Source organism: Candidatus Moraniibacteriota bacterium (genome assembly GCA_016699425.1).
Classification (GTDB): domain Bacteria; phylum Patescibacteriota; class Minisyncoccia; order Moranbacterales; family UBA1568; genus SSEF01.
In genome coordinates this window covers 841,800-867,713 of the sequence record CP064975.1, presented here as the reverse complement: position 1 = coordinate 867,713, position 25,914 = coordinate 841,800, and the positions used below count along the sequence as shown (strand labels likewise).

Sequence of the window (25,914 nt, the reverse complement as noted above, 5' to 3'; positions counted from 1 at the left end):
AATTTTGTTCCGCTCTGGCGGACGCAACATAATATATGCAAAACATCACTGCACCGTACCAACCGAATTACACCGAACTTGGGGCCAACCACGGCAAGCTCGAAATCGGTGGTTGTTACCCTGGTTACGGTGCGACTCTGGGGAACGCACTCCGTCGCATCCTCCTCTCTTCTCTGCCTGGCGCGGCCGCTCGCTCGGTGAAACTCAAGGGTGTTTCTCATGAGTTTTCGACAATTCCCGGTGTGATGGAGGACGTCGTACAGATCATCCTCAATATGAAGCAGGTCCGTTTCCGCTCGCACGCGGACGAAGCCGTCACCGTCACTGTGAAGGCCAAGGGTGAAGGCGTCGTCACGGCCTCGGCCATCAAGTGCCCGAGCTCGATCGAAGTCGTGAATCCGGATCAGGTGATCGCGACACTGACTGACAAGAAAGCCGAATTCGAAATGGATATCACGATCGACCGTGGTCTCGGGTACATCCCAGTCGAGGCGCGCGAGGAAGAAGAGCGCGAGATTGGTGAAATCGCCATAGACGCTATCTATACGCCAATCAAGCGCGTAAACTATGAAGTCGAGAACATGCGGGTGGGAAAGCGGACGGACTATGACAAGATTACTCTCGAAATTGTGACCGACGGGACGATTTCTCCGGTCGAAGCCTTCAATCAGGCCGTGGCTATCCTCGTCGCGCAGTTCTCGGTCCTCTCGGTTGCGGGAGCTCAGGCCGAATCCACACCTGAAACAGAAGAAAAAGCAGAAAAGAAAGCTCCCAAGAAAGCTAAGAAGACAGCAGTAGAGGCGGAAGCAGTAGAGACGGAATAATCTTGATACGTTAGCTCAAGGATATGCAGCATCGGAGAAAAGGTCGAATTTTGAGTCGTGGTGTAAACGCCCGGAGAGCGCTCCTGAAGACGCTCCTGGGAAGTCTCATTATGCGTGAGAAGATCACGACGACCTTGGCTAAAGCGCGCGAGATGAAGGACCATATCGATCAGCTGGTCAACAAAGGCAAACGGGCGGAGGTGGACAAAGATCGCCGTCAAGCCGAACTGCGACTGTTGCGTCAGAAACTTTCCCTCGAAGCCACCAAGAAGATCTCGAGTGATTTCGTGAAGCGTTTCGAGAGCCGGAAGAGTGGCTATACTCGGATTACCAAACTCGAACGTCGCCAGGGTGACGGAGCAGAGATGGCTGTTATTGAATTCGTCTAAGAGCCGTATGAAAAAGATCGTAACGACAACGAAAGAAGGGAAGGGCATCGTCCGGGCGACGCACCTCTTCGATGCACAGGGGCAGGTCCTCGGCCGCTTGGCGACGACGATCGCCAAGGTACTTTCTGGTAAGGGACGGACGGATTATGCGCCGCATATCGATGCGGGGGATATTGTCATCGTCACCAATACGGATGGTATCGAGGTGACGGGCAACAAGCGCCATGACAAGATGTACCACCGCTTCTCGGGCTATCCGGGCGGTATCACGTCGATTTCATTCAAGGATCAGCGTGAAAAGGATTCCACCAAACTCATCTGGCAGGCAGTCTATGGCATGCTGCCGAAAAATTCGCTCCGGGCCAAGATGCTCACTCGGTTGCGCCTCTTCAAAGACGCCGAATACGGCAACCGGAAGATCGACGTGAACCATTCAATTTAAAGACCTCTATGGCGACTGCGACCAAGAAAACGACTGTGAAAGAAGTAATGAAGGAGACTTCTGTGAAGGCTGCTCCTGTGGCTGGGCGGTATGTGTACGCCGTCGGTCGACGCAAGACCGCCGTCGCTCAGGTTCGCTACTATGCCGGGGCAAAGTCTGAGACGCTTGAAATCATTGTGAACAATCGGCCATATATTGAGTATTTCAATACATTTGAACAACGTGAGGCGGTCGTCGCACCGTTGAAAGTCGTCGGCAAGTCCGAGGCAGCGAAGATCTCGGTCCTTGTGTCGGGCGGCGGACTCTCGGGCCAGGCGGATGCTGTGAAGCTCGGTATCGCCCGCGCCTTGGTGGAGCACGATGCGCTCGTTCGTCCTGCCCTCAAAGCCGAAAAGCTTCTCACACGTGACCCCCGCGCTGTCGAGCGCAAGAAGCCAGGGCTGAAGAAAGCCCGTCGTGCACCACAGTGGGCGAAGCGCTAGTTCTCTCCTTGAATACTCCGCCCCGGGAAACCGGGGTTTTGTATTGACAGAGGTCGATCAATATTGGTATATTTTGGTGTTCATGCAAAGGCAAAGAAGGGTCCTTCCTTCGGCTAAGCGGAACATAGGTTCTTTTCTATCACTATCCCCACGAAAGGGCATGTCATGCAAACCACTCTGAAGCTTCCCTCCCAAATGGCTCTGGTTCGTCGCCTCGGCGATCGGAGCTATGGCGAACCCATGGCTTGGGACGAACGTTCCGAACAGCCACTCCCGAGTTTCTGCGATGCGATCGCCGACGAAATGCTCAGAGCTTCCAAGCTCCTCGACCTCCAGTCAGTCGCGGAACACGAGCCGGTCTTCGTTGCCTACGAACAAGATCTCCGTTTCCTGCAGCGTCGCCTTGCGGACATCGTGAAGTGCGTCGAAAACGCTGTCCGCTTCTCCTCAATCCGGAAAGCCGAAAACGAGCTGAATCCGGAAAAGGAGTGGGAGAAGCTCCGGGCGAGCATCCCGTCTTTCGGACAGGTGAACATGCTCGACCTGCCTGCTGAGGTCGCGGCCGAAGAACCGATGCAAGTCTTAGCCACTCTCCAGAGCGGCTATCGGAATGGCGTCAACCTGCTCCTTGGTCGTATGTGCCTCTGGTTCGATACCCTCGTCGGTTTCGAGTTTGTCGGCCAAGTGGAAACAGCCGGTCCGGCAACGGGACGGTACTACTACTATCGCCACAGCCTCACGCACCGTACGCAACTGAAGGAACAGCAAGTCGACATCGAAGTAACCGACGATCCTGAAGTACCGTTCGGCCAACGGACGACCTACACAACGCTCGAGCGTCGGCGTTACGCTGAAGTGCACGATTTGGAGCTTCATGAGCACCACATCGTTCGGGCCAAGCGTCAGGACATCGTCGACTTCGAACAGCCGCTTCCGATCCGGGTCAGGAGCTTCATCGATTCTCTGCCGGCGTGGCTACGGCCGCATATGCAGATCGTCTCTGGCACCATTACGCTCGAGAAGATCATTCGGCGGACGGCCAGTGCGAAGGAAGGAGTCGAGGTGAAGGTGCTCAACGTGATGAAGGGCTCGCCCGTAGTTGCGCTTGGCACCTACGCGCTCGTCGGTTGGAGTGACGATGATCTCAGGGCCGATGGCGGGTCGTGGTCACGTCTCCAGAAGAACTACAGGGAGATGCGGCGCAAGCACTGGTGGCGCACTGTCATGGCGATCAGCGCGGGTAGCATTGTGCTGGTTGGCATCATCGGCTTCTTCTGGAATCTCAGCCAGGAGGAGCGGGCGGAAGATCTGGCCAAGTACCAGGCTTTTGTTCAAAACTTCAACGGGGAACCACGTCACACCATCAAGAAGAGTGAGCTCATTTCGCTTCCCGGTGGCCAACCACTGGTCTATCTGGGTCTCCAGCGTGGTGGTGGAGTGGGTGCGCGCATTGTTCTCGCAACCACCCTGGAGAAGGCCTACGTCGAAAAGAATCGAAGCTCTTACACATTGATTCATGGATACGAGGCCAATACGTACTACGGTTCTGTCGATCTGGGCACCGAACTGGGCATCCCAGCAACCGTCTATGTGATCAGCGCGAACGACGAAGCCATCACTTTCGTCATGGATCATCCGCGCCTCCGGTATATCCGGTAAGCTTCTCGGCAATGCCGCATGAAGTAGGGGCTCTGTCTACGCAAGTAGCAGAGCCCACTTATTTTATCTAAAAGAAAGACGCATCCGGGGGGGGGGGATGCGTCAGAAATGCGCGTCGATGACGCGGGATTCAGGCGACGCGCCGGTCGACAAACTCGTCGATGGTCGAAGGTGAGTAGCTATTGTCCGAAGAGGCCTTGGGGTTCGGGGAAAACGATGGAGTCGATATCTGTACCTGGAGTAGCGATGAAGAGCTGGTTTTCGGAGAAGAGGGGAAGGATTTGACTGGGGGCCGTGGCAAATGACTTGATGTCATTGATCGCCCGGCCGCTCCGGCCATCGAGCTCGATGATTTTCAATGTCTGACCGCGAGTGAAGAGGATGTGCTCATAGTCCTCGCTCCAGGTGACATTGGTGATGGGGTCAGAAAATCGGGCGATTTGGGCGGTATCGTTTTCCATCCGGCGAGGCTGGACGTCCCAAATCCTGGTGAAGTAGACACCGATTTCATTCGTACTGGCAAAAAGAAGTTTCTTCCCATCATTGGAGAATTGGAAACGCTCGACACCGGTCGCGATCTCCTGGAAGCCGTATTTTTTCTCGGGTGTTTGGTTGTAGATGAAGAGTCGTTTCTGTCCGGCTCGCTCGAGGAGGGCCATGCGTTCTTCATCGTAGACATCGAGGACATAGGCATTGATTCCGAGATCTTCTCCGACGGGCGGGGTGATCTCGGTCTGGTTCTCACCGCTCCCACTGTTTCGAAAGCGCGAGACCGTACCACTCCCGCTTGCGGCAGTGTAAATATAATTGTCGGTTATCTCGAATGCCTGGACGTCGGTCGTGAGGAGGAGCGGTGTGCGAGTGTCGACTGTATCAAAACGGTAGAGCGCGCCAGCCGCCAGGAATATCAGCTCTTCGTTGCCGGTTGCGTTCCAGCGGGCGCTCGAGGGCGTCAGTCCCGGCACGATATCCGAGAGTTTTTCGACCGCTCCGTCAGCGATGTTGACGATGTAGTAAGTCCGAACTCCGTTTTCGACGAGCGGCAAGAGGATTTTCTTCCCGTTCGGGGACCATTCAAAGTTCTCTGAAGTATCAAAATCGAAGGTCGTCCCGTTTCGGGCAAAGACTTCCCGTCCCGATTGTGCGGTGCGGTCGTAGACGACAACACTCGCTTCGTCTGCTCGCTCCTTGGCGAGGGCCAAGAGATCAGAATCTGGATGGGGGTAGATGCGGGTAGTACCCGCCGTATTGGGGAGCGGTACGCCGGGATAATCTGTGCGAGTCAGGATGATATTCCAGAATTCGCTGGAGACACCACTTTGGATAGTCACCTTTTTCGACCAGGGACGGTATCCAGGAGCAGAAACGGTGAGGAGGTGTTCACCCGGCATCAGACCGGTGATGTGAATGGTTTCGTTCAAGATGCCATAGCGCTTTGGCGAGAGTGGTTCGTTGTCGATCGCGATGTCAACGGACTGAGGGAGTACACTGACAGTAATCGATCCGGAATAAACGAAAATACCGCGCTCTTGGCTGTAGCGGTAGCCGAAGGCATAGAAGATGATGAATCCAGCCGTCGCAAAGAAAGACAGTGTGAAGACCCAAAAGATGAAACTGCGAAAGCGTGAAAGGCCCATGATGAAACTACCATAACACGGAAAAGAGGCTTGGTAAAGGGTAAAATTCCATTTCTCACGTTTTGCCTCGCGTGATGTCCGGTGCTAAACTGGAGCCACTATTCTGCTACTCCGTATGCTTGATCGTCTGGCCAGTCTGCTCGCACTACCGAAAAATATCGCCGGGGATCTTTCCTTGATCTTGCTTTTCGTGGGCGTCTCGCTTCTCGTGGGCTTCATCTTTGGTCGCTGGAAATTGGTGAATATCCTCATCAATGTCTACATCGCCGTCGCGCTCGTCGGTGTCATGCCGGACAGTTGGTTCATCGTTTCGGTGTATGCCAAGGCCGGAGTTTTCATCGCACTTCTGATTGCACTCACTATGTTTGATGATCGGCTTTTCGATATTCATATCACGAGCGCTGGCACTGATATCTTCTGGCGTTTCTTCGTGACATCGTTTCTCGTGACTGGATCGGTGCTTTCGAGTATCTTTTCGTTCCTCCCGAAGTCGCTCGCTCTCTCGTGGGTGACACCGGACCTGTATTTCTATATTGCCTCACCGTGGGCGCTCCTTTTCTGGCTGGTGGTGCCGATACTCGCTCTCTTCCTCATCAATACGCGGCTTCGCTAGATGTTGACGACAAAGAAAGCGCGCACCGTCCAGGAGTGGATGATGCGCGTGTGAGTCGGGTCAGTGACCCAGTTCAGGAGGTGGCAGCGGTTGTCGTCGGCTCGCTCGGGTACAGCGCGCGCCAGGCCGTGACGTCGGTCATAGTGAGACCGAATTCCTCGAGTACTTCGGTGAGCATGGCTGCATCGGCTCGGTTCACGCGGTCGATGTACGACTCGCCGAAGATATTCTCGAGAACTGGGGTCTCGCGACTGAGGTGTTCAACTGCGGAGCAGAGCCGGAGGTAATCCAGAGCACGCTCGTTACGGGGAAATTCGTAGGGTGAAGTTGCGTATGCGGCATAGGCGAGGGCACGGGCCAAGCCACGACACGCAGCACACATGACTTCAAAGGCGCCGATGCCGAAACTGCGGACAGCGGAGGGAAACGATTGAACGTTCATGACGATCTCCTGATGTGGAAAGGGACGAAACAAACAATTGACCTGAAATTCAGGATGTCGAGAGTATATCATATAAAAACGTTCCCGTCAATGCTGGAAAGCAGGGTGTATCGCACCAGAAATCCAGGGGAAAACGGGTCCTTGACAAGCCGAAAATGCGTGCGTATACTGGTTAGGCAATAAGAGGAATTTCGTCCTCTTTTGTTTTCCTTAAAAACTAGGTTTTATGAGTCAGTCTAACTACAGAGATCACAGTTTTCTGTGGTTAGTCCTAAACCGTTCTGTCTTTCCGTGCGGGGAGGCAGAGCGGACATCAGTCCTTCAAAAAGACTGACAACTCTTCTATTCCGATCATGACCGACGTCGCAAGACGGAAGCATGATCACAACAGAGTGAAATCATATGAGCGAGATGTTCTCATATGGAGGCGGCTTTAAGCCGTTCTCGATACATCTATAAATTGAGAGTTTGATCCTGGCTCAGGATGAACGCTGGCGGCGTGGATAAGGCATGCAAGTCGAATGGGTTTAGACCCATGGCAAACGGGTTCAGATAACATAGGAATCTACCCTCGAGTCGCGAATAATCCGGAGAAATCCGGAAGAATACGCGATACCCTCTACGGAGGAATGGTTTACCGCTCGGGGAGGAGCCTGTGTCCTATCAGCTTGTTGGTGAGGTAATAGCTCACCAAGGCTATGACGGGTAGGGGGTGTGAGAGCACGGCCCCCAACATTGGAACTGAGACACTGTCCAAACACCTACGGGTGGCTGCAGTCGAGAATATTCCACAATGGACGAAAGTCTGATGGAGCGACGCCGCGTGCAGGATGACGGTCTTCGGATTGTAAACTGCTTTTCTACGGGAAAAATTACGATGATGGTACCGTAGGAATAAGAGGTTACTAACTCTGTGCCAGCAGTAGCGGTAATACAGAGACCTCAAGCGTTATCCGGATTTATTGGGCGTAAAGCGTAAGTAGGCGGGCATATTAGTCGGGCGTCAAAGCTCGGGGCTCAACCCCGAAAGGGCGTTCGAAACGGTATGTCTAGAGAGTGTGAGAGATTGATGGAATTCATGGTGTAGTAGTGAAATGCGTTGATATCATGAGGAACACCCAAGGCGTAGGCAATCAATTGGCACATTTCTGACGCTCAGTTACGAAAGCGTGGGTAGCGAATGGGATTAGATACCCCAGTAGTCCACGCCCTAAACGATGCATACTAGGTGTGGGGAGAATCGACCCTCTCTGTGCCGTAGCTAACGCGTTAAGTATGCCGCCTGGGAAGTACGAGCGCAAGCTTAAAACTCAAAGGAATAGACGGGGATCCGCACAAGTGGTGGAGCATGTGGTTTAATTCGACAGTAAGCGAGGCACCTCACCAAGGTTTGAAATCTAGCTGCAGGGCCCAGAAATGGGACGTTCTTCGAGAGTGCTAGACCAGGTGCTGCATGGTTGTCGTCAGCTCGTGTCGTAAGATGTTCCGTTCAGTCGGGAAACGAGCGCAACCCCTATCAAGTGTTACATGTGTCACTTGAGACTGCCCAGCCCTTTGCGTGTGAACACGCAAGAAAATCAGAAATCTGAATATCGAAATCCGAAACGTTTAGGATTTAAGATTTAGAATTTCGAGTTTCTCTTGTTTGTCTCGCAAACAAAGGGCTGGGAGGAAGGCGGGGATGACGTCAAATCAGCATGGCCCTCTGACACCTTGGGCGACACACGTGCTACAATGGCCGACATAATGGGCTGCCAACCCGCGAGGGGGAGCTAATCTCAAAAATTCGGTCTCAGTTCGGATTGCAGGCTGCAACTCGCCTGCATGAAGCTGGAATCACTAGTAATCGGGAATCAGCCACGTCCCGGTGAATACGTTCTCGGATCTTGTACTCACCGCCCGTCACACCAAGAGAGCTGGCAATACCAGAAGGTCCCCTGTCAAACGGGGAACTACGGTAGGGTCAGTAATAAGGGTGAAGTCGTAACAAGGCATCCGTAGCGGAAGCTGTGGATGAATCACCTCCTTTCTAGGGAGTAATCGGTGTACCTGCCAGGAGACCTCTCACATCGGGAGCATCTCTGAAGCGGGGAGAGTTGATGGTCAACATCAAGTTCTCAACCAGATATCTGGTCGATCTGCTTTTCTCAAGGCAGATTACAAGTAGTAGAAGAATTAGGACTAACCGCAAAAGACTGTGATAACGGACTCTTTCCTCTGACGGGGAAGTTCTTCCCATCAATACTCTTGAGAGAGCCGTGCGTCTCCTTTCTCAAGAGTATTGATCGTTGTCGGTAGGACAGCTCTTTGATGAGCAACTCCGTGAAGCCTGCCTGTCGGCAGACAGGAGGTTCTCAGGGATCAAGCCCGCCTGTGGCGGGGCACGAAACCAGTCGCAAGACTGGTTTTTTGTATGACATTGACTTACCAATAGCTGTGATATACTATGGATAGCCAAGAATAAATAAGAAATCTATGAGTCATTATCAAAACAGTCCAACCTTTAGACTTTTTGGTTCGAACCCTTCCTTCATGAAGGGTGTGGCGAGGGTTTTTGATTTCTCACAATCGTTGGATAAATATAATACCTCACCAACTACTGAAGAAGCTGACTTTAATGCGATTAAAAGTGACTGGGAAGCCGTAGGGAAGGATATTCGAGTGGCTATTGAAAAATATGGAGAACGGCAGAATAGTGGCAAGTGACAAGGAAAGTCAGTACCCAGAACAGGGTGTAGTAACAGAGCGTAGACTCGAAATGTATGCGGGTCCGTTGCCGCACCCAGATCTCCTCAAGCGTTACAGAGAGATAGTTCCTGATGCACCGGAACGTATTTTGAGGATGGCAGAAAAACAAAACGAACACAGAATTGAAATTGAAAAGAAGGTCATAAGTGGGAATATCTGGAATGAGAGATTGGGTTTGATAGCTGGATTTTCAGTATGTCTGTATGCGCTGTATCTCGGTACGCAAATTCTCATGAGTGGCCATGAGGGTTATGGGTTTTCCGCTATCTTGAGCGCACTCGCCTCTTTAGTAGGAGTGTACATATACACGAAACATACCGAGAGTCGGCAGCAAAAGGAAGAGCGGTAGAAAATACTGGGCAGGGAAAATCACTTAGTTCGAGAATGTTTTTGTCTGAATTGCAAGGAGGGGATGGTAGGAAAAGAAGAACTGAAAGCCGCCCCGGAGAAATCCCGGGCGGCTTTGCGTTTGACTCGGCGACAAGTTTCCGATAGGTTTCCCGTATGAGTGACAGAAACTTAGTTACCCTCATTGCTGTCGTGGCCGCTGCCGTCGGGGTGTTTTCAATTATTCATGCAGAGCCACTGGTTTGGCAGATGGGAAGCAGCGCACAATCTGAGTTTACAAAGGGATTAACCCTGCTCGTCGGTCTTTGGCTACTGGCCGTCCGTTTCATGTCGTTTTTCATTCTGCCAATTCTCCTCACTTGCTTGAGTATCTGGATCATTATCGGTATATGGAATCGAGAGCGGGTGGCGTATGCTGTTGTCGCTAGTCTGTCCATTGCTGTGTTTATCTTGCCAATAGATGTGATTGCCGATAAGGTGCATCGAGGATATCGCAACTATTTTAGTTCACAATGGCGCGATTCGAAGATAGACGAGTACGCGGGTTGCCATCAGTCAAAGAGTGTTTTGCGGTATACGGACAGTGAATTTTCTGAACATTGGAAAGAAGATACGGAGATCTATGGTTTCAATGAAGTCGATGTTGATGAGGTCATGCTGAATCGATGTGCACCAGGAAAAGTTCAAGACGCGAATGAAGAAGTAATTGAGTATCAACATAATTTTTTGAATCGGGAATTTTCTGTACTGAATCCGAATTGGGTACCAAGTCAGCCAAGCGCTCCAAAGGAAGAAGTAGTCGTGGATATGACTGATTGGAAATCTTATCGGAACGAAAAATACGGTATCAGCATAAAATACCCAGCTGAATGGGAGGTTCAAGTTCAGAATGAAAGCATTGCTATTTACCAGGGCGCTAATGGGGTCAAGTTATATCCGTCTGGTCGGTCAGGTTCCTCGTGCTATCTGGCTGGCATGACTGGTGATTTTGAACAGATGGAGTTCGCTGACTTTACAGAAGAGTTTTTTACATTACAAGAGAGTAACGGGAAGTTAAAGACTTGCAGTACGGACTTAGATAATTATCCGCGAAACTGGAATGAAATGGCGCTCATTGAGATGGGCTATGATGCGAGCCTGAAAGCCACAGTCAAAAATATCGTGGAGAGCATCATCTTTTTGCAGGAAACAATTGATGCGGCCTCTCTTAAACTCTACGGTTCGCGAATAGGCATGCAAGGCGCTAAGAATATCGATACGAGCGATTGGAAGAACGAGAGCAATACAAAGATTGCATTTTCATTTAAATACCCGAGCGGATCAAAGATCACAAATGAGGGAAATTGCTATCGGGTAGAGTACGGCCAGGGATTTGTCATTTTTCTCTTGCCCATAGAGGGCGACATGCGATGTGGAGCACGAACGGGGGTCGGGGTCTTGCCAGACAATACTGTTGTTACTGATCGATTGAAGATACAGGAAAAGGAATATTTGGCGCCTGGTTTCCGGGCCATCATGGATACGAAAGGGGAAATGTTCTATAAGCCTGAGACCAGATATTTCTACGATTTCCATCACATGCTTTCTATAGATGGAGACTTAGGTAGCTGTCAGAAAGATTGTATTAAAATCGGTTACGGAATTTATAAAGAAACACCTACGCCCTTGAGTAAGAGCGAAGTCGATAGAACCATGGGTTCGCTCCGAGCCATCGTGGAGTCCTTGCAGTACGAAAAGTAGTGGGTCAGATTATTCAGGAAAAATTGAAAGCCGCCTCGGAGTGATCCTGGGCGGTTTTTGTTGGACCTCGTCGTTCGCGAACGACGGTGGTTGACTTGGTGGGGAATTGGCGCTTGAATACGCGTATGCAAAAAATATATCTCTTCGATGCGGATGGAGTCGTCGTGGCTCCACGAGAAAAGTATTTCAGCCAGCGCTATGCCGTGGACTACGGGGTTTCGGGTGATGTGATCATGCCGCTCTTCAAGAACGAGTTCGGTGATTGTGTCATCGGGAAAAAGGAGCTGAGCGAAGTCCTAAAGGACTATGTCGGAGCGTGGCAGTGGCACGGGACGATCGATGAACTGCTCGAATACTGGTGGGCCGGCGAGAACAAGCGGAACGAACCGGTCTTGCAGGTGATCCAGAAATTGCGCGTGGGCGGAGCCCTCTGCTATCTCGCGACTGATCAGGTGAAGGAGCGGAAGGAGTACCTGCTGAGGAGGGTCGGCTTGGAAAAGGAATTCGATGGCACTTTCTTCTCCTCTGATTTGGGGACGACCAAAGACACGGAAGCGTACTGGCACAAAGTTCTGGCAGCGCTCGGAAATCCTGACCCGGCTAGAGTTTCGTTTTGGGATGATGAGCCAGAAAATGTAAAAGCGGCGAAGGCAGTTGGTATCGATGCCTACCTCTTCACGACTCTGGAAGAGATGGAAAAGGCCCTCGCTTGAACTGCAGGAAAAGGAAAAATTGAAAGCCGCCTCGGAGTGATCCTGGGCGGTTTTTTTGACTCAGACGGTCAGTTATGCAATAATCTTCCCTCAGTTCTTTGGGCGGTTTTCCTTTGGGGAAACTATTGTTTGTTTCACTTGTGGGGGTGCAACATGAAGATCAGTGCGATAATCTCGTTGTTTCCGACTTTCAAAGAGTTGCAGGAAGCCGGAGGCGAAGTAGACATTCCTACACGACTGCCGGCTACCGGTTTGCACCTCGCCACGATGTACGACGATGGCAGTCTCGGTATGCCTCAGCACATGTTGGCTGTGGTGGTTGGGGACGATGTGCCCAACCAGTGGCACGTCACGAACCGTTGGTCAGTCAGGAGTCCGATTGGTGGCAGGGAGATCATTACCGTAGAGTTCCAACAAGACGCCATCCCGCTCTATACCGGTGTAGACAGGGAGAGAATTGATGTGGCTGCTCAACGAGCGGCGGGCCTCCCTATCTACGAAGTGCATTCGATGTACAGTCCGCGTTGCTGGTGTGTCCATTGGGTGTCGGAAGAAGGCAACAGGACGACGGAGCATCTGTGTTAACAACCGGACTACGCTTCACAAGGGGGTTGGTTTCGGCCAATCCCTTTCATTTGTCTCAAAATTGAAAGCCACCCCGGAGTGATCCTTGGCGGTTTTTATTTGACGGCGGACCGTCTCCGCGCTAGATTAGCTCTGAATTGTATCTCTACTGTATGGGCAAGAAAATGCTGCTCTGGTTTATCTCTGGCGCTTCACTCGTCATCGCGCTCGGGGCGCTTTGTGACGAGTTCGGGATACTTGACCCCTTCCGGGGGATGGCGATCGTGTTCGTCTTGCTCATGGTCGTGACACGGCTCATTTTCGACGATGCCTATAGAGCGGCATCGTATCAGCGGGCGTTCTTTTTTTATGTCGTGAATGCTGTCGCTTCGGCTGTGCTGTTCATCTCCGTTCTCTTTATACTGAATACGTTTGCACCGAAGCTTTCCGCACTTGAGAGAGAACAGAACCCTGACAATTCTCTCTTCCAGCAGTACCAAGACCGTCTCGCCAATCTTCGCGTCGAATCGACTAGTCTCGAGAGTCGTCTGCAGCGCGAGATGGATGACGTGAACGCCAAGAATGACGAATTGATTGAGCAAAATGAATTACTGCAAGCGGATCTGGAAATTCGCAAGGAACAAATAAAAAAGCTTTCATCTGACATCTCTTGGCATGATACCTACGTCAATGAGGAATGGGGATTCCAGGTTACGCTTACTGGTCCATGGGAGAATTACCAGGTGAAGAAACGAGAGTCAGATAATCAGTGGGGGGGTGCAATGTTTGAATTTCAGGTTCCTATTCAAGACAAGGTTTACAATAATGGCGATGGGCACGCAGCTCCATTGATGATCGTTATTTATCCGCGCAAAGAATGGGAAGCGTTAGAAAAGGATGAAAATGCTGGTCCGCATGGAACATTTATTGCAAAGAATGAAGAATACGTCTTCACCTCTTCCGGCTGGCAGGATGCTCCACCGGAGCTTATGTACGTAGATTTCCAGATACCGAAAATTACTTCCAGTTTCAAACTCATTGAGCAGGGAGGGGAGTAGCCAATTGATTGAAAATTAAAAATTGAAGGCCGCCTCGGAGTGATCCTGGGCGGTTTTGGAGTTGACTTTATGTGCCCTGAATTTATAATGAGTAGTGTAAGTTCAGTAAACAAAGGCGTATGGCTAAGCATGCGGCAAAGAAAGACCGGTCCTGTACCAAGCGAAGTCTGGAGCGATTGAGCTGAAGGGCGATGTGAAGAAAGAAACCTTGTGGGCGAGCCTGGATCAGATTGCTCAGGTTTTTGAACGTGACAAGTCAGTAATTTCACGGCACATCAAAAACATCTTCAAAGAAAGTGAGTTGAAGCGTCCTGCAGTTGTTGCATTTTTTGCAACAACTGCCGCTGATGGGAAAACCTACCAAGTAGAGTATTTCAACCTGGATGTGATCATTTCTGTGGGTTACCGTGTTAATTCCAAGAAAGCGACCCAGTTTCGGAGGTGGGCGACCGGTGTGCTGCGCCGTCATCTCGTGGAGGGTTACACTATCAATCGTTCACGGATCGGGAAGAATTATGAGGCGTTCTCGCAAGCCGTCGCTGACGTGAGGGCTTTGCTGCCAGCCGGGATGAAAACCGATACGGGGAGTATCCTCGAGCTCGTGCGATCGTTTGCCGATACCTGGGTATCTCTCGATGCTTATGACCGGGAGGTGTTTGATGTTGCCAAGCCGACAAAGAAGAAGGTGATCTTGACCGGCGCTCGATTGGCCGAGGCCGTCAGTATCCTGAAAGCCGAACTACTGAAGAAACATGAAGCCACAGAACTGTTCGCACAGGAGCGGGGCAAACAAGGACTGGAGGGGATTGTCGGAAATGTGATGCAGGCGATCGGTGGCCGAGATGTCTACCCGAGTGTCGAAGCCAAGGCAGCGCATCTTCTCTATTTCATCGTGAAAAATCATCCATTTGTGGATGGGAACAAACGCACGGGTGCGTATGCTTTCGTGTGGTTTCTGAACATGACTCGGCTACTCGATGCCACACGCCTTACGCCCGAGGCGCTCACGGCGATCACGCTCCTCATTGCTGAAAGCCATCCGAGAGACAAGGAAAAAATGGTGAAGTTGGTCATGCTTCTGATTGGGAGGAAATAGCGCTTGATCGTCTCGTGTTCGCGGGATACGGAAAAATTGAAAGCCGCCTCGGAGTGATCCTGGGTGGTTTTTTTTGTTGACTTAGATAGCCGGATTTGCGATACTCTCCCTACGCTATTTCACAGATCAATATTCTTGAGAGAGCCTCGGGTTCTCTTTTGTTCTTTCCGGCGCAAGGTCGTCGTCGCTCCGAGCGGTCCCTCTCACCACCCCAACCCAGGGGGACCCTACCACTCTCGGGCAGACTGAGGCTTGCAGCATACTTCCCGGTATCTGCGGGCAAGGCGCCGGGGGCCCGGTCGCAGGCAATCTGTGATCGGCAACCCACTCGAGAGGGAATCGTCGCAACCGCTTCGATTCCTTCTCTCTCAAGAGTATTGATGCAGTTTACAATCGAATATCAGTTCTCTTGAGAGAGCGAATGCGCTCCTGAAAATTTCCCCTGGCATCCAGTGTCGTCAGGGCCGACGAAGAGCTTCTCCGTTCTCCTCCACCTGCGACGCGTTACCCTCTGCGCCGCTTGCTCTCGTCGGACTTTTTCTTCCTCGGAGAAGTCATGGTCACACCCAGACTTCTTCTCTCTCAAGAGTATTGATTATTGTCGGTGGGACAGCCCTTTGGTGGGCGACTCCGTGAAGAGGTCCCACTTTATATGATCAGCACTCTCCGCACGAATATCCAAGGATCAAGGAATTTCCTTCTGATACCGTGTAAGGCACGAAACCAGTCGCAAGACTGGTTTTTTGTATGCTTGACCGAACTAGGTTTTTAGACTATCTTCCCTCTACAAGGAAGTTACTTAGGACTCACGGTTTCGGCCGGGTTTTTATCACAAAAGAAAAGATATGAAGCTGCAAGAATTTTTAGATAGAATAAATTCAAAGGTTGGTCCAAGATCGGCCTTTGATTTTGCGAGAAATGCGAGATTGAATGCAATAGAGAAGATCCTTATTGAAAAAAAAATTGTTACTGAGGAGGAGATTTCAACTGAACTGGAAAAGGAGCTCGATATTGTTGCTGAAGCGATTGATGAAGCTTTCCCAAAGAAATAAGGTATGGCCTATTCCTCACAAAAAAAGCTATCTGAGTCTTTCTCTGAGTACTTGGCTCTTCAGAAGTCTTTAGAAGAAAGAAGGAAGAGAAAACAGAGTCTCGTTCTCAGTCTCACTATAGTCTACGCCGTCCTTTCTATTGGCTACCTACTCTATCAGACAAGAATTGATAGTTTCCCATTCTCTTTGATAAGGAATAAGGATGAGATCTTGGAAAAAATTGAAAATCTAAATAAGAAAAACCTGGCTCTTGAGAAAGAGCTGTTATCATTGCGGGAGGTGCTGAAAAATAACCAGGGCACATCACTTGCCTTGGTAAATCAGCGAGTAACTGGTTTGGAGGCAAGGCAGAACTCAATCGAAGAGACAATACTTTATGATACTGATAAGGCAATAACCTCAAGAACATTGAAGGATAAACAGGATGTTTTGAATGAAAGTGTTGAGGATTTAGAAGGGGCGTATGTTCGAATAAATGAACGAGTGGATACAATTGTAATTATGGGACTAGCCATGCCAATTATTTTAGGTATAGCGGGATATTTACTTCAAAAGCGTAACGAAAAGATACTGTCCTGACTCTTTTTCTGCTTAATATTGATTTAGCTGGAGATAGTATTATGGGTAAAAGCTTTGCTCGAGTGGTGGAATGGTAGACACATCTTCCTACTAGAGTTTCTAATTTTTTTGAAATTCTACAAGAAGATGATCTTTGGATCGTACGGGTTCGATTCCCGTCTTGGTGCATCCCAAACTATATTGGCTCGACATGTTGGATAGCGAAGATGAACTGGTGATTTATATAGACGGATCAGCAATCACCAATCCAGGTGAAATGGTTGGATGTGCGATGCTTGTCGTGTATCCCAAGTTTCTTAATCTACCAAATAGGGAGATTAAGTTTCCTTATTCTGGCGGAACAAGTGGGGCGATGGAATTACAGGCATTGGTTAATGCGCTGAAGTGGATAAATAGGAATACCAAGGAAATCTCTCAACTTGGAATTACTTCGATTACTGTTCTTAGTGATTCTAGGTATGTAGTTGATAGCGCAAATAGTAGCGTATATAGGTGGGCTAAACCATTCGGCAAAGATAAATGGAAGACTCGGGATGGTTATGATGTTAAGCATCAGGGATTATGGAAGGATTACTTAAGAGAAAAAAAGAAAATTCGATTTGGATTTAATCTTCATTGGGTGGAGGGAAAAAGCACTGAGGAGACAAGGATTGTCGATAGGTCGGCAAAAAAGGCGGCCAAAAGCGTTTCAAAATTAGTGAACTTTAATCTTAATCCTTACAAGCAGGGGAACTTTCTCCTTGGGAGGGGATCGCAGTTCATTCCTTTCACGGAGGTTGGTCAGCGGCATCTTATCAGGATTGGTTCCCATGCACCGCTTGGGAAAAGGAGAGATTCAGATTATGAAGTTCGTTTTGAGGTAATTAAAGAAAAAACAATTGAAGGGAAATATAAAGCAGCAACTTCTCAAGAAATTGGTCATGGAATTATAGATAGGGGCAATTACTATTATGTTACTTTTAGTGACGATACTAAACCTCCGCGGATTATTGACGCAAAAAAAATTGAGGAGCCAGAGCTGTCCTCCGTAAAAGCACTAGTTAGCTTGATTCAGAAAAGCTAATGAAAAGGAAAAATTGAAAGCCGCCTTGGAGGGAACCGGGGCGGTTTTTTTTGGTTAGGAGAGTTCGGCGGTGAACATGGGGATGCCGAGGCGGCGGCGTTTGGTCTCGCCCTTGAGGAGATGGCGCTGGCGCTCGGGGGTGTCGGCGCGGTCGCCCGTGTGCTGTGCGCCGTCGTGCGCCATGAATGACGAGCCGAAATGGATGGTGTGCTTGCCGTACTTGGCGCGGACCTGGTCGATGCCCTCGTAGAGCCGGCGATAGTTGTCCACTCGGAGTGATCCACCGAAGAGATCAGGCTGCGATTCGGGGACGGTGAGCTCGGCGAGCGTGACCATGGTCGCGCGGTAGAAGGTGCCGGGGCGGAAGAGTTCGGCGAAGGCCGGACGGGCGATGTCGAGGAGTTCGTGGGCGAAATTGGTCGGCCGCGAGAGCGTGAGCTCGGTCGAGTGATGCTCGAACGATTGCGTCCGGAGCAGGATGTACACCCGCTTGGCCTCGAGCCGGTACTGCCGCGCGCGCATGCAGGCGCTCTCGATGTTTTTCGCGAGCTGGGCAAAGACGAAGCGCGGGTCGTTTGACGGCGGGGTGAAGGTCTTCATCTTTTGCACCGAGGAGTGGTCGGTCCGTGGCGCGGTCGCGAGCGGCATGACGCTCTTTCCCCGGAGCTCGTGCCAGATCTCTTGGAACGGTTTCGAGCAGTAGTGTTTCACCCAGGCTTCGTCGCGGTGGGCGAAGTCGAGCGCGGTATGAATACCGAATTTCTGGAGGAGCGCGGTCGTCTGCGGACCGATGCCCCAGACATTTCCCGCGGGGTGCGTCTCGAGGTAGCGGTGGATATATTTGTTCGGGATAGCGGTCAGGCCATGGGGCTTCGCCCACTTCGAGCCGATCTTGGCGAGGACTTTGGTCGAGGCGAGGCCGATGGAAAAGGTGAAGCCGAGCTCGCGCTGGAGGTCCGACTGGATCGCTGCGGCAATCGCGGCATAGCTTTTCTTGTGCGGTCGCTGCAAACCGGTGATATCGGCAAAGCATTCGTCGATGCCGTATTCCTCGACATCGGATGTGTAGCGGCGGACGACTTCGTAGAAGCGTTTGGAGAGGAGCGAATACGTCTCGTAGTCGGAGGGGAGGACGACCGCGTCCGGACAGAGTTTCTTTATTTCGAAGAGGCGCATGGCACGGGTGACGCCCTTGGCTTTGGCTTCATAGCTCATCGACGCGGCGATGCCGCGCTCGGCTCCGCAGATGACCGGCTTTCCGCGGAGTTCGGGATTCCTTGCTTGCTCGCATGACGCGAAAAAAGCATCACCATCGATGTGGAGGATGGCACGGGGGAATCTCCCCAGAACGATGGGGGCGGACATAGGGTTAGTATTTCCGGATGATGGCCGTGACGATTGCCTCAATGTGGAGTTCTTCTTGCGGGTAGATGGTCGGGAATTTCGGATTGGCTGGGACGAGCGCGATACGTCCTCGCGACTCGACGTGGTAGTACTTCATCGTCCACTTGCCGTCGACCTCTGCGATGACGATGTCACCATGTTTTGGTTCGCGGCCGCGTTCGACGAGGGCGGTGTCGCCGGGTCGGATACCGGCATTGATCATCGATTCGCCCTTGATCTCGAGCATGTAAGTCGCTTCGCGCCGGCGGATGAGCCACTCGTCGAGCGTCAGAGTATCGAGGAGCTCCTCTTCGGCGGGCGAGGGGAAACCAGCTTCGACGAGTCCGAGCTTACGGATGCTGCCGAAGAGGTGACTCGGGAGGAGTTTGCCATTCTTGTCGCGTTCGATCGCACCGGACTCGACGAGTCCCTCGATGAGGGCGGTTGTCTGCTTCATCGATCGAGTGCGGATGAGCGACATGACTTCGCGCACGGTCGGCATGCGCCACCTCTTTTCATAGAAGGCTTGGATTTTGGCGAGGGCGGTGGCTGTTTCCATAGGTGGTTTTCCTTCTCTGATTATAGGGAACATTTGTTCCCTCGTCAAATACGGCTCGGAAAAAATAGAAAGCCGCATCGGATGTGATCCTTGGTGATTTCCATTTGACTGGGACGTCCGAATTTGCGATACTCGGTGACTAGTTCTTTGGTGGCCTTCCTCATGGGAGGCCGGTTTATAGAGTGTTGTGATTACAAGAGAGGAGGGCTCCCATGCCCAAGCGTACAAGTGGCGAAGTGAACCTGATGGTCATCGCCTCCGGCAATGGTACCGGTATGTTTTCCATCATGAAGGCTCATCACGCCGGTCAGATCCCGGAAGTCGGGCAGATCGTGCTCGTGAGTACCAAACCGGGTGCGGGTTGCATTGAAAAGGCGAATGATCTCGACTATCCCAGCGTAGTCATCGAAGTAGGGAGTACGTCGTTTCAGTATACGTACGAAAAACGCGGATTTCTCAATGAGCTTTCGAGGGTAGCTCAGGCCCGTCAATGTCGCCTCGTGTTTCTTGTTGGCTGCAATGTGATCGTGCCATTTGACTCCTCCATTGCCTATCCAATATGCGGGCTGCCAATGTACAACATCCACCCGGCAGACATCGATGCTCACGGGGGTCAGGGGATGCATGGCCTACGGGTGCACGAGCACGTTCTCGAGGCGGAGCTCGATCACATCCGGCGCGGCAAGAAAAGCCTCGGGTGCGACCGTTTTTTCACCTATCCGACCGTCCATGAGGTCACGGAGAGACCGGGCGATGGTCCACCACTTCTGATGGGAGCAGTGGAGATTCCGTCTACGCTGTTGCAGGGTGTCCTCGATGGGACATATGACATCAGGGCGGCTGCGCTCAAGCTGCGGGAAATCGTGCTGCCGTATGAATGGCTGATGCTACCGACAGCGGTCAGGATGGCGGCGCAGCGCATGCTGAATGCGTCCACATGAGAGAGCTCTCCTGATTCAGGCTGAGTTTCCGTTTTTGTCGGTACATTCGGATCTTCTCGGGCGGTCCTCGTGGTCACTTACCAGGTGTTCAGCTCCCAGTTGTCAGAATACCGACATCGGGAGCTTTTCTTTTTGGGTCACGAGGCAATTCTTGTGCCGCAGTATGGTACCAGGAAGGGCGTCATTTCGAAGGAGATGGGCGGGTGTCTGGTGTGAACGTTACTGTTCGAGGAAAACAACCGTGTCGACCATCATCTGATATAGGGTGCGTCCGAGGTGGCCATAACGCTGTCCGGGGGTGGCATAGAGCACACCGGTGACTCGGACTTTGGACTTCATTTGCCCATCTTCTTTCTTCATTTCGGAGTGAGTACGCATGAATCGTTCGAGTTCATCGACGGCATTGCCCATTTCGGTTTCAATGAAGTTCGCCCAAATCAGTTTATCGAGGAGCGACACTTCGAAACCGGAGCCGTACTCGCCTTCATAGGTGATGCGTTTCCGATTCAGCGATGCGATTGTGCCATCCTCGATCATCTGGGAGAAAATTTCTTTCGTGATCACTCCCTTTTCCGGCTCTGGGAAGGGGAGAATGTCGAAGTGATCAACCACGATGACGTCGTTTTCTATCGGACGCGTCGGTGTCTTCATGAGGTCGATGACAAATTTCCCCTTGATGCTCACTCGTTGCTCGCCGCGGTAGAGCGGCGCCACACGGGCATAGCGAGCCGGATCATCGGTCGTGAATGGAGGATAGACCAGGTCAAGCCCTCGGACATAATCTGGCGAGAGGATTTTGATGTACTCAGTATACTTTTTCGTCCCATTGGGTGAGGGAAGGGGTCCCGTGTCCATATAGTCGATGATTTCAATCGGGTGGCCATTGTAGGCTTGCCGATTGACCGAGAGGTCACCGAGCGTTACGAGAGTATATTTTTCATCTGTTATTGGCTTGGTCATTACCAGAGCATCTTGCGATTGATCAAGAACAGGTGTGGGTGAGTCATCGCCTGACGGCGTGTGTGAATCGAGTGTTGGATTTTTGTCAGCCGTGTTCATTGTTTTCTGTATTTGTGTCACCCGATAGGCTGACCACCAGGCGAGAGCGAGCGCGGTGAGCGAGAAGAGGGTAAGAACAACACCGGCTACGACAAGTGGTTTATTCATATCGATGCTGATTATGTAAGTGAAGAAATCACACACCCGGTTATTCCGCAGGCTTGCAGTATTCTCAGTCAAGGATATTGTATCAGCTTTTTAGGTGGTGTCAGAATCCTGCGGGATTGACCGATCGGCGATGGTCTGTTACCCTGGAGTTCGAGAATATTTTCTCGATCATCAGCATTCTTGAGAGAGCATGCTCTCTAAGTCAGTTCTTCCAGTGCCCTCACGTCGCTTGGCGTGAGTTGGACAGCACCGAATGGGTCTTCGTTCGGAAAATGGTATGGAGAGGTTTGGTTTCCTCACTTCCTCCTCTAAACGGATGGGGTGGGCGAGGTCGAACACCGTACAGCTAGCACTGGAGGGAGGTTAGTATGGGAGTCCTGCTCCTGTCTAGCCGACCTATTCGAGAGGAAGACGATGCAGTACCACGCCTTCCTCTCCTCTCAAGAGCTCTGATGCCAATTATCCCCGCCAAGGGGATTTTTTGTCGCTCAGATCTGCACTTTCTATCTCGGTGGCGGGGAGTGGATATCTCTCTCAGCGTAGGATATGCGGACTTTGTCGGACGCCGATTATACTGGTACAATAGAGTTCCTTCCGCCCGTTTCATGGGCCGCGTGTTTGTTTGAATGTTGAGAGGTTCTGGAGAGAACAGTCTCCCCTAAACACTAAAAATACTGCATGAGAAGTTTACATCGCGTGGGAGTACTCATGTTGTTGAGTTCCATCATCATTGGGACGTCCCTCGCGTTTGTCGCTGTCGGGAAAAAGATTTCGAGTTCGGAAGATACGGAGAGTGAGACAGCCCCTCAAGGAGGAGAAGCGGTGCTTTCTGTTGGAGCGAACGTTGGAAGCGCGACACCGGAAGAGACGCTGACGGAAGAGAACATAGACACCCCCATGAGTCCTGTCGAGATGGCACCCTCATTGGTCACACCGGCCGAGACGGCTCTGCCGAAACCTGAAGGAATTGGAGACGACACAGTTGCAGAGGACCCGCCGTACCCTCTCCATCAGGATGTGACGACGACACTTTTCTGGGTGGGCGAGGAGGCGGGGGACGACAATAAGGATATCTCCAATCTCCCGAGTGCGTGGGATGAGAAATGGGTCAAACATTTTGGGGGTGTAGACGATCCGGACAAACGGAATGGCAACTTCCCGGCCAAGTTTACGCCACAGGAGAATCCATTCTATTTTGCTTTGCCGTACAATGACTTCGATTCCAAGGGAAAGCGTAAGAAAGACGCTGCTTCGATCATCCCCTGGGCCAAGGACCGGACGTGGAAGGATGATGAATCCATGCTCAAGAACCGGTGGATCGAAGTGACCAAGGGTGAGAAAACCTGCTACGCTCAGTGGCAAGACGTGGGACCCTTCAAGGAAAACGACAGCGCCTATGTCTTTGGCACAGCCACTCCCGAGAGCAAGACCAATAAGCACGCCGGTCTCGACCTTTCCCCGGCTGCGAGTCAGTGTCTGGGACTGAAGGATATCGATATCGTCGATTGGCGCTTTGTTGTCGCGGACGCCGTGCCGGACGGGCCGTGGAAGGAAATCGTGACGACGTCTCAGGTATATTGGAAGTAACGTTCGACAGATGTACGCTGGGTCTTGGCGGAGAAAGAGCCTGTTGTGGTACCATAAAGGCAGAGATCTCGAGAGATTTTTCTTTTCTCGGGTGTAAGAAAAAAATAAACCTATGCAAAAGATACCCAAGGGGATCATCGCTATCGCAGTCGTGCTCGTGCTCACGGCGTTTGTGTACTGTCGGTACACGTTGAAGCTTCTCCCAGCCGCGCGCACCGAGGAAACGCCGATAGCGGTGACCAAGGTCGCTGTTGATAAGCCGCGAGAGGTGAGTGCCGAGGTGGGCTACCCCGTGCCGAATGACGGGTATGACAGTGTGCGGTTTACGCTTGTCCTGGATGCAGAAGGTGTCATCACCGATGTCCGTGAAGTAGCGGTCGAGACGAATGAAGCCGATGAGCATCAGATCGAGTTCGCCCAGGGACTTGCAGCGGTCATTAAGGGCAAGAAACTTTCCGAACTCACAGCAGTGGACCGGATCGGCAAATCATCGATGACAACCGATGCGTTCAATAGCGTCATCGACAAGCTGAAGAGCCAGCTCTAACAGATAAGCAATGCAGACAATCGATTTCCAGGGACTGGGGACGGCCTGGTCGATCGTGATCGATGCCGAGTCTCTCCCAGAGCGTTTGGATGAAACGATTATCGGCTATGCGCGGGACTTCGAGTCCCGCTTTTCGCGCTTTCTCCCGGGATCGGAAGTGAATGCGTATCGTGAAGTGGCCGCCGGCAGCTACCCAGTTTCATCAGAGTTCGCCCGGCTCCTCGAACGAGCCGCGCTTTTGCGCCAGCTGACGGGTGGTGTCTATGATCCGATTGTCGGTGGCGTGCTCGAGGGTGCAGGCTATGGTGCACAGTCAGGTGTGCGACCAGTCGAATACGGCGAGGCATTGCCCATATGGTCAATTGACGGTGAAGTACTCACACTTGATGGTCCGGTGGCCTTTGATCTCGGTGGCATCGGCAAGGGGTACTGTATCGATCGGATTGCCGATCTCATCCGTACCGCGGGGTACGGACATTTCATCGTCGATGGAGGGGGCGATATGGTTGCGACGACCAAGACCGATGGCCAGCCATGGCGCGTGGCGATCGAGTATCCCGGGAAACCCGATGTCGCAGCAGGGATCGTCGAGCTTTGCAACCGAGGACTGGCTGTTTCTGACAGCTTCCGGCGGCGGTTTGGGAAGTGGCATCACCTCGTCGATATGGGCGCACGGAAAAGCGTCGAGACAGTCGTCGGCTGCGCGGCGGTCGCACCAGATGCATGGGCGGCCGACTGCATGACCTCGGGACTCTTCTTCGCTCCGCCGGAGCAATTTCCGACGCTTGCCAGGGCACTGGCCGCGACATACCTTGTCTTCCGCGCCGATGGCCAGACGATCGTTAGTCCGGATTGGGTGGGGGAGTTGTTCTAAATTCTGGACAGTTGACACCCTCCGAACCAGTTGTATACTCTATAGTGTAAGTAGAGTAAACAAACATATGGAAATCCTCACCCAAAAGCAGCGGATTGTGCTCCAGGCGATCAAGCAGTTCTTCACCGAGCACGGCGAAATGCCGACCGTGCGTGAAATCAAAGAAGAGAGCGGCAAGCTCGGGCTCAATCTGAAAAGTCTGAGAAGTTTCTTCCTCTATCTGAATGCGCTCGAGAATAAGGGCTATATTGAGCGGACGAGCGAGGACCGGGGTATCCTCCTGAAGGGTGTGAGCTCGGATAACTTTGTCCAGATTCCGGTCTTTGGTGCGGCGAGTGCTGGTGCAGCGACCATGTTTGCGGACCAGTATGTCGAGGGGTATCTCCGTGTTTCGAAGCGACTCGTGAAGGATCACAATGTCTTTGCCGTTCAGGTATCGGGGACGTCCATGAATCGAGCTAAGGTGAATGGGAAAACAATTCAGAACGGTGACTTCATCCTCGTCGACGCCGATGTGAAGGACTACAAGAGCGGGGACCGCGTGCTGGTCGTGATCGACGGGCTCGCCACCGTAAAAACCTATCGCTCGGTCGACGGTCGGACTATCGCGCTCATGCCGGAGTCGACGGACAAACGTCATCAGCCGATTTTTCTCACGCCGGATGACAACTTCGTCATCAATGGGCGCGTCGTCGATGTCCTGAAGATGCCGAAGTAGAAGTAGTGCGCTAATCAGATTTGTTGTTGAAAAGGGTATATGGGTGAGGTAAAACGCGATTGGGATGTGTTGTCGGATGCAAGGCGTCGCTTGGTTATCGATGAGATAATTGCTTATTTCGCTGAAGAACGAAATGAGAAGATAGGAGTCGTTGCTGCTGGAAACATTCTGGATTTCTTCCTGCAAGTCGTGGGCAACTCCGTTTACAATAAAGCGCTCGATGATCTAAAACCGTTGCTCGAAAAAAACCTCGGAGATACACTGCTGGATGTCGATATTTCTCTGCGAAAAGGTGAGCGAGGAACAATTAGTCAGAAATAACTTTTCTCGGACTGTGCTTGACGGAAAATCCAAAAAGGAAGTTTTCAGGAGTACAATAGGGGCGTAGGGAGGGATTAGCCTTCGGTCGGTCTCTACGTACTAGACCTATTCAATCTAATACTATTCTTATGAAACAACTTCACATGGTCGCGTTTTTGCTCTTGGTCGTGGGTGGGCTGAACTGGCTCTCGGTCGGATTGCTCGAGACAGATCTCGTCGCCAGTCTCCTCGGTGGTATGTCATCGATGCTTGCCAAGGTGGTATATGTGCTCGTCGGTGCGTCAGCGATCTTTGAGCTCGCGACACACAAGGCGAATTGCCGCATGTGTGCGTCTGAAAGCTCAGCGTCGGCGATGTAATAGGAGAAT

28 protein-coding genes and 1 rRNA gene are annotated in these 25,914 nt (G+C 51.7%); 24 read left to right on the top strand and 5 right to left on the bottom strand.

Going from position 1 to position 25,914, the window contains the following annotated elements; translation table 11 throughout:
- Window positions 1-35 precede the first annotated feature (35 nt).
- From IPJ68_04530 to IPJ68_04510, 5 genes are all read left to right on the top strand, one after another.
- A complete protein-coding gene (locus tag IPJ68_04530) occupies window positions 36-824 on the top strand; it encodes a DNA-directed RNA polymerase subunit alpha (protein ID QQR78319.1) in 789 nt (262 codons plus the stop codon).
- 23 nt (window positions 825-847) lie between these two features.
- Window positions 848-1,213 (top strand): 50S ribosomal protein L17, encoded by a 366-nt coding sequence (gene rplQ, locus IPJ68_04525; protein ID QQR78318.1) that lies wholly within the window; start codon window positions 848-850, stop codon window positions 1,211-1,213.
- A gap of 7 nt (window positions 1,214-1,220) precedes the next feature.
- Window positions 1,221-1,655 carry a 50S ribosomal protein L13 gene (gene rplM, locus IPJ68_04520; GenBank protein QQR78317.1) on the top strand — a complete coding sequence of 145 codons (435 nt, stop codon included), beginning with the start codon at window positions 1,221-1,223 and terminating at the stop codon, window positions 1,653-1,655.
- 8 nt (window positions 1,656-1,663) lie between these two features.
- Window positions 1,664-2,137, top strand: coding sequence for a 30S ribosomal protein S9 (gene rpsI / locus IPJ68_04515; protein ID QQR78316.1), 474 nt, complete (start codon window positions 1,664-1,666; stop codon window positions 2,135-2,137).
- 165 nt (window positions 2,138-2,302) lie between these two features.
- A complete protein-coding gene (locus tag IPJ68_04510) occupies window positions 2,303-3,796 on the top strand; it encodes a hypothetical protein (GenBank protein ID QQR78315.1) in 1,494 nt (497 codons plus the stop codon).
- Between the two features lie 179 nt (window positions 3,797-3,975).
- Here IPJ68_04510 and IPJ68_04505 read toward each other — a convergent pair whose 3' ends face one another.
- Window positions 3,976-5,433: a PEGA domain-containing protein gene (locus IPJ68_04505; GenBank protein ID QQR78314.1), complete on the bottom strand. Its 1,458-nt coding sequence runs from the start codon at window positions 5,431-5,433 to the stop codon at window positions 3,976-3,978.
- Between the two features lie 115 nt (window positions 5,434-5,548).
- On the opposite strand from IPJ68_04505, the gene IPJ68_04500 reads away from it, so the two are divergent.
- The gene (locus IPJ68_04500; protein ID QQR78313.1) at window positions 5,549-6,046 is read left to right on the top strand and encodes a hypothetical protein; all 498 of its coding nucleotides are present in this window, start codon (window positions 5,549-5,551) and stop codon (window positions 6,044-6,046) included.
- 73 nt (window positions 6,047-6,119) lie between these two features.
- Here the strand turns inward: IPJ68_04500 and IPJ68_04495 are convergent, their stop codons facing one another.
- Entirely contained in the window at window positions 6,120-6,560 is a 441-nt protein-coding gene (locus tag IPJ68_04495) for a hypothetical protein (protein ID QQR78312.1), read from the bottom strand.
- A gap of 384 nt (window positions 6,561-6,944) precedes the next feature.
- On the opposite strand from IPJ68_04495, the gene IPJ68_04490 reads away from it, so the two are divergent.
- The 11 genes from IPJ68_04490 to IPJ68_04440 all read left to right on the top strand — a co-directional run bounded on the left by IPJ68_04490 (window position 6,945) and on the right by IPJ68_04440 (window position 17,449).
- Window positions 6,945-8,517 (top strand): 16S ribosomal RNA (locus IPJ68_04490).
- A 446-nt stretch (window positions 8,518-8,963) separates the two neighbouring features.
- The gene (locus tag IPJ68_04485) at window positions 8,964-9,194 is read left to right on the top strand and encodes a hypothetical protein (GenBank protein QQR78311.1); all 231 of its coding nucleotides are present in this window, start codon (window positions 8,964-8,966) and stop codon (window positions 9,192-9,194) included.
- Complete coding sequence (locus IPJ68_04480) at window positions 9,166-9,585, top strand: DUF2335 domain-containing protein (protein QQR78310.1); 420 nt, start codon at window positions 9,166-9,168, stop codon at window positions 9,583-9,585. The genes IPJ68_04485 and IPJ68_04480 overlap by 29 nt, the downstream gene beginning before the upstream one ends.
- Window positions 9,586-9,740: 155 nt before the next feature.
- Window positions 9,741-11,324, top strand: a complete 1,584-nt coding sequence (locus tag IPJ68_04475) for a hypothetical protein (GenBank protein ID QQR78309.1) — start codon at window positions 9,741-9,743, stop codon at window positions 11,322-11,324.
- Window positions 11,325-11,449: 125 nt separating this feature from the next.
- Entirely contained in the window at window positions 11,450-12,037 is a 588-nt protein-coding gene (locus IPJ68_04470) for an HAD-IA family hydrolase (protein ID QQR78308.1), read from the top strand.
- Between the two features lie 153 nt (window positions 12,038-12,190).
- Window positions 12,191-12,622 carry a hypothetical protein gene (locus IPJ68_04465; protein QQR78307.1) on the top strand — a complete coding sequence of 144 codons (432 nt, stop codon included), beginning with the start codon at window positions 12,191-12,193 and terminating at the stop codon, window positions 12,620-12,622.
- A 152-nt stretch (window positions 12,623-12,774) separates the two neighbouring features.
- Window positions 12,775-13,659, top strand: coding sequence for a hypothetical protein (locus tag IPJ68_04460; GenBank protein QQR78306.1), 885 nt, complete (start codon window positions 12,775-12,777; stop codon window positions 13,657-13,659).
- A 151-nt stretch (window positions 13,660-13,810) separates the two neighbouring features.
- Complete coding sequence (locus IPJ68_04455; GenBank protein ID QQR79255.1) at window positions 13,811-14,755, top strand: virulence protein RhuM/Fic/DOC family protein; 945 nt, start codon at window positions 13,811-13,813, stop codon at window positions 14,753-14,755.
- An 845-nt stretch (window positions 14,756-15,600) separates the two neighbouring features.
- Window positions 15,601-15,807 (top strand): hypothetical protein, encoded by a 207-nt coding sequence (locus tag IPJ68_04450; GenBank protein QQR78305.1) that lies wholly within the window; start codon window positions 15,601-15,603, stop codon window positions 15,805-15,807.
- A 3-nt stretch (window positions 15,808-15,810) separates the two neighbouring features.
- Window positions 15,811-16,386, top strand: coding sequence for a hypothetical protein (locus IPJ68_04445; protein QQR78304.1), 576 nt, complete (start codon window positions 15,811-15,813; stop codon window positions 16,384-16,386).
- Between the two features lie 190 nt (window positions 16,387-16,576).
- Window positions 16,577-17,449 (top strand): hypothetical protein, encoded by an 873-nt coding sequence (locus IPJ68_04440; protein QQR78303.1) that lies wholly within the window; start codon window positions 16,577-16,579, stop codon window positions 17,447-17,449.
- Window positions 17,450-17,503: 54 nt separating this feature from the next.
- Here IPJ68_04440 and IPJ68_04435 read toward each other — a convergent pair whose 3' ends face one another.
- Both IPJ68_04435 and IPJ68_04430 read right to left on the bottom strand, forming a co-directional pair.
- On the bottom strand, window positions 17,504-18,814 hold the full coding sequence (locus IPJ68_04435) for a DNA polymerase IV (protein ID QQR78302.1): 1,311 nt from the start codon (window positions 18,812-18,814) through the stop codon (window positions 17,504-17,506).
- Between the two features lie 4 nt (window positions 18,815-18,818).
- On the bottom strand, window positions 18,819-19,391 hold the full coding sequence (locus tag IPJ68_04430) for a hypothetical protein (GenBank protein QQR78301.1): 573 nt from the start codon (window positions 19,389-19,391) through the stop codon (window positions 18,819-18,821).
- Between the two features lie 212 nt (window positions 19,392-19,603).
- Between IPJ68_04430 and IPJ68_04425 the strand changes: the two genes are divergently transcribed.
- Window positions 19,604-20,332, top strand: coding sequence for a hypothetical protein (locus IPJ68_04425; protein QQR78300.1), 729 nt, complete (start codon window positions 19,604-19,606; stop codon window positions 20,330-20,332).
- A gap of 219 nt (window positions 20,333-20,551) precedes the next feature.
- Here IPJ68_04425 and IPJ68_04420 read toward each other — a convergent pair whose 3' ends face one another.
- Window positions 20,552-21,499 (bottom strand): hypothetical protein, encoded by a 948-nt coding sequence (locus IPJ68_04420; protein ID QQR78299.1) that lies wholly within the window; start codon window positions 21,497-21,499, stop codon window positions 20,552-20,554.
- Window positions 21,500-22,207: 708 nt separating this feature from the next.
- Here IPJ68_04420 and IPJ68_04415 point away from each other — a divergent pair.
- From IPJ68_04415 to IPJ68_04390, 6 genes are all read left to right on the top strand, one after another.
- Window positions 22,208-23,086, top strand: coding sequence for a hypothetical protein (locus tag IPJ68_04415; protein ID QQR78298.1), 879 nt, complete (start codon window positions 22,208-22,210; stop codon window positions 23,084-23,086).
- Between the two features lie 112 nt (window positions 23,087-23,198).
- Window positions 23,199-23,633 (top strand): hypothetical protein, encoded by a 435-nt coding sequence (locus tag IPJ68_04410; protein ID QQR78297.1) that lies wholly within the window; start codon window positions 23,199-23,201, stop codon window positions 23,631-23,633.
- 10 nt (window positions 23,634-23,643) lie between these two features.
- Window positions 23,644-24,507: an FAD:protein FMN transferase gene (locus IPJ68_04405; protein QQR78296.1), complete on the top strand. Its 864-nt coding sequence runs from the start codon at window positions 23,644-23,646 to the stop codon at window positions 24,505-24,507.
- A gap of 67 nt (window positions 24,508-24,574) precedes the next feature.
- A complete protein-coding gene (gene lexA, locus IPJ68_04400) occupies window positions 24,575-25,225 on the top strand; it encodes a repressor LexA (protein QQR78295.1) in 651 nt (216 codons plus the stop codon).
- Window positions 25,226-25,264: 39 nt separating this feature from the next.
- The gene (locus tag IPJ68_04395; GenBank protein QQR78294.1) at window positions 25,265-25,546 is read left to right on the top strand and encodes a DUF2164 family protein; all 282 of its coding nucleotides are present in this window, start codon (window positions 25,265-25,267) and stop codon (window positions 25,544-25,546) included.
- Window positions 25,547-25,674: 128 nt separating this feature from the next.
- Window positions 25,675-25,905: a DUF378 domain-containing protein gene (locus tag IPJ68_04390; GenBank protein ID QQR78293.1), complete on the top strand. Its 231-nt coding sequence runs from the start codon at window positions 25,675-25,677 to the stop codon at window positions 25,903-25,905.
- Window positions 25,906-25,914 lie beyond the last annotated feature (9 nt).